Annotated in this window: 2 rRNA genes; both read left to right on the plus strand. The window is 53.9% G+C overall.

Features of this window, described 5'->3' with window-relative positions:
• The first annotated feature begins 106 nt into the window (after nt 1-106).
• A 23S ribosomal RNA gene (locus J4D99_RS21685) occupies nt 107-3,019 on the plus strand.
• Between the two features lie 74 nt (nt 3,020-3,093).
• Nucleotides 3,094-3,205, plus strand: a 5S ribosomal RNA gene (rrf, locus tag J4D99_RS21690).
• The last annotated feature ends 36 nt before the right edge of the window (nt 3,206-3,241 follow it).

Here is a 3,241-nt window from a genome sequence, read left to right on the forward strand (position 1 = left end):
TAAACGTTCTTTGACGTAAGGGAAAATAAGAAAGAGAAATACAAAGCGGGCTGTTGCTCACAGAGCAGCGGCAATTCAGGTGCATTTCGGTGCGCTGAATCGCAAGCAAGAAGTAAGTAAGAGCACACGGGGGATGCCTAGGGTCTCAGAGGCGATGAAGGACGCGATAAGCTGCGATAAGCGCGGGGGAGAGGCACATACTCGTTATATCCCGCGATTTCCGAATGGGGCAACCCCATCGGTTGAAGACCGATGACCACTCCTTTTAGGACTGGAGCAAACGCCGGGAACTGAAACATCTCAGTACCGGCAGGAAAAGAAAATAACCATGATTCCCCAAGTAGTGGCGAGCGAACGGGGAGGAGCCCAAACCACGGTGGTTACGGCCACTGTGGGGTTGTAGGACTGCAACATCTGATTAAACCGAGTTAACTGAAGCGTGTGGGAAAACGCAGCATAGAGGGTGAGACTCCCGTAGGTGACAATTCTGGTTTACGGTAGCAGTATCCTGAGTAAGGCGGGGCCGGAGAAACCCCGTCTGAATCGAGCGGCACCATCCGCTAAGGCTACATACTCCTGAGACACCGATAGTGAACCAGTACCGTGAGGGAAAGGTGAAAAGAACCGCGGATAGCGGAGTGAAAAGAACCTGAAACCGTGTGCTTACAAGCAGTTAGAGGGCTTTTGTAGCCTGATAGCGTGCCTTTTGCATAATGAGCCTACGAGTTACTCCTCACTGGCAAGGTTAAGTGCATAGATGCACGCAGCCGCAGCGAAAGCGAGTCTGAATAGGGCGCGTAGTCAGTGGGGGTAGACGCGAAACCTAGTGAGCTACCCTTGAGCAGGATGAAGGAGCGGTAACACGCTGTGGAGGTCCGAACCAGTTTCCGTTGAAAAGGATTTGGATGACTTGAGGGTAGGGGTGAAAGGCCAATCAAACTAGGAAATAGCTCGTACTCCCCGAAATGTATTGAGGTACAGCGTCGTGGTTAGGTTTGCTGGAGGTAGAGCTACCAATAGGACTAGGGGGTGTCAGAGCCTACCGAATCCTGATGAACTCCGAATGCCAGCAAATTCATACACGGCAGTGAGGCCTGGGGTGCTAAGGTCCCCGGCCGAGAGGGAAAGAACCCAGACCCGCCGCTAAGGTCCCTAAGTTCTAGCTAAGTTGAACAAAGGAGGTCCAGTTGCTTTGACAGCCAGGAGGTTGGCTTGGAAGCAGCCATTCCTTTAAAGAGTGCGTAACAGCTCACTGGTCGAGCGACCGGGCATCGATAATACGCGGGCATCAAGCTAGGCACCGAAGCGCGGGATTTCATCTTATGATGAAGTGGTAGGGGAGCATTCTGGTTGCGGAGAAGCCGTCCTGTCAGGGATGGTGGAGCGTCCAGAAAAGCACATGTAGGCATGAGTAACGATAAAAGGGGTGCGAAACCCCTTCGCCGATAGACTAAGGTTTCCAATTCAACGCTAATCGGAATTGGGTTAGGCGGGACCTAAGGGAGAGCCGACAGGTGTACCCGATGGCAAGCCAGTTGATATTCTGGCCCCCGGACTAGGAAGTGATGCAGGGACGCAGGAATGAAAGTACCGCGAGCGGACGGAAGTGCTCGTTAAAGCCCGTACCTATTGGGATGGTAGTTAAGTACGCCAACCTAGGGGAAAGGTGATAGTACTGCACGGCCTTCGGGCCACGCAGATAGTGTACCTAAGGACTGCCAAGAAAAGCTGCTAAACGTTGTATCCTAGCTCGGCCCGTACCGCAAACCGACACAGGTAGTCAAGGAGAGCATCCTGAGGCGCTCGAGTGAATCACGGCCAAGGAACTCGGCAAAATGGTCCTGTAACTTCGGGAGAAGGGACGCTTCCTCCAGCGATGGAGAAGCCGCAGTGAAAAGACCCAAGCGACTGTTTAACAAAAACACATGGCTTTGCTAACGCGTAAGCGGACGTATAAGGCCTGACACCTGCCCGGTGCTGGAAGGTTAAGAGGGGAGCTTAGTCGCAAGGCGAAGGCTTGAATCGAAGCCCCAGTAAACGGCGGCCGTAACTATAACGGTCCTAAGGTAGCGAAATTCCTTGTCGGGTAAGTTCCGACCTGCACGAATGGTGTAACGATTTGGGTGCTGTCTCAGCCGTGAGCTCGGTGAAATTGTAGTCTCGGTGAAGATGCCGAGTACCCGCCACGGGACGGAAAGACCCCGTGCACCTTTACTATAGGTTGCCATTGGTGGTGGGTTCAGTATGTGTAGCATAGGCGGGAGGCGTCGAAGCAGGGCCGCTAGGTCTTGTGGAGCCAACGTTGAAATACCGCCCTTACTGTGCCTGCTGCCTAACTCTAGGATTCTAGAGAACAGTGGCTGCTGGGTAGTTTGACTGGGGTGGTCGCCTCCAAAAGAGTATCGGAGGCTTTCAAAGGTCCACTCAATCCGCTTGGTAACCGGATGTAGAGCGCAATAGTAGAAGTGGGCTTGACTGTGAGACTGACTAGTCGAGCAGGGTCGAAAGACGGATATAGTGATCCGGTGGTTCCGCATGGAAGGGCCATCGCTCAAAGGATAAAAGGTACGCCGGGGATAACAGGCTGATCTCCCCCAAGAGCTCATATCGACGGGGAGGTTTGGCACCTCGATGTCGGCTCGTCACGTCCTGGGGCTGGAGAAGGTCCCAAGGGTTCGGCTGTTCGCCGATTAAAGTGGCACGCGAGCTGGGTTCAGAACGTCGTGAGACAGTTCGGTCCCTATCTGTGGTGGGCGTTGGATGATTGAGAGGACCTGACTTTAGTACGAGAGGACCGAGTTGGACCAGCCGCTGGTGCGCCGGTTGTCCCGCCAGGGGCAGCGCCGGGTAGCTACGCTGGGAGCAGATAAGCGCTGAAAGCATCTAAGTGCGAAACTCACCTCAAGATGAGTCATCCCAATGAAAGGTTCGTCGTAGACTACGACGTTAATAGGCCGCAGGTGTAAAGCTAGAAATAGCATAGCTGAGCGGTACTAAGGAACCGAGGGCTTCGCTTGTCCCCCCTTTTACTTCTTTTTCTTTCCCTTATGTCAACGGTTTTGCTGCTAGCCCGAACACGCTAGCAACGCCAGCAATGGTGGCTTTAGCCCGGGTGTTCACCTCTTCCCATTCCGAACAGAGTCGTTAAGCCCCGGTGCGCCTATGGTACTGCCTTCACCGGTGGGAGAGTCGGTCGCCGCCAACTTTATCGTGAGCCCTGCTTACTGCGCTTTCACCAGCG

The organism is Hymenobacter sp. BT559 (assembly GCF_017571525.1).
Taxonomy (GTDB): domain Bacteria; phylum Bacteroidota; class Bacteroidia; order Cytophagales; family Hymenobacteraceae; genus Hymenobacter; species Hymenobacter ginsengisoli.